The organism is Oleiphilus sp. HI0079 (assembly GCF_001635105.1).
In genome coordinates this window covers 1-700 of sequence record NZ_LWFT01001137.1, presented here as the reverse complement: position 1 = coordinate 700, position 700 = coordinate 1, and the positions used below count along the sequence as shown (strand labels likewise).

The window sequence follows — 700 nt, the reverse complement described above, 5'->3', positions numbered from 1 at the left end:
GAATACTGGGGTTGGTTGTACCACCTAAATGCAATGGAATACACCGAAGACCCAGATTGGCCAAAAGATGGCTCGTTGGATGATTTCGCTCCGCGCAATGTGATTCATGCAAAATCAGACAGTAAAGGTGGCCAGACCATCAAGGATGACGGCGTGCTATCTATCGAGCGAATGCGCACCTTAGACGACGAAGTGAACAAGCACACTATCAACTTTATTGAGCGCGCAGTTGAGGCGAAGAAGCCGTTCTTCACCTGGTATTGTCCGTCTCGTGGCCACGTATGGACGCACTTATCTCCTAAGTACGAAGCCATGCTTGGACAAAATGGTTGGGGCCTGCAAGAAGTCGTTATGAAGGACCTCGATGACCATGTCGGAGAGATGCTCGCCAAAATAGAGGAGCTAGGTATTGCTGACAACACCATCATCATATTTACCGCAGATAATGGCCCAGAGATTATGACTTGGCCAGATGGCGGAATGACGCCTTATCGCGGAGAGAAAGGCACAACATGGGAAGGTGGTGTAAGAGCGCCTGCCTTAGTGAGCTGGCCTGGTAAGATTCCTGAGGGATCTGTTGGAAATGGTATTTTTGATGGCATGGATTGGTTACCGACACTTGTTGCAGCAGCGGGCGGTCCTGCCGACCTGAAAGAGAAAATGCTGAAAGGTTATGAAGGCTTTAAGGCGCATCTAGACG

At 49.7% G+C, this 700-nt stretch carries 1 protein-coding gene; it reads left to right on the top strand.

Annotated features, from left to right (window positions below):
* On the top strand, nt 1–700 hold a 700-nt coding region (locus tag A3750_RS20060; protein WP_156498779.1), incomplete at both ends, for a sulfatase-like hydrolase/transferase.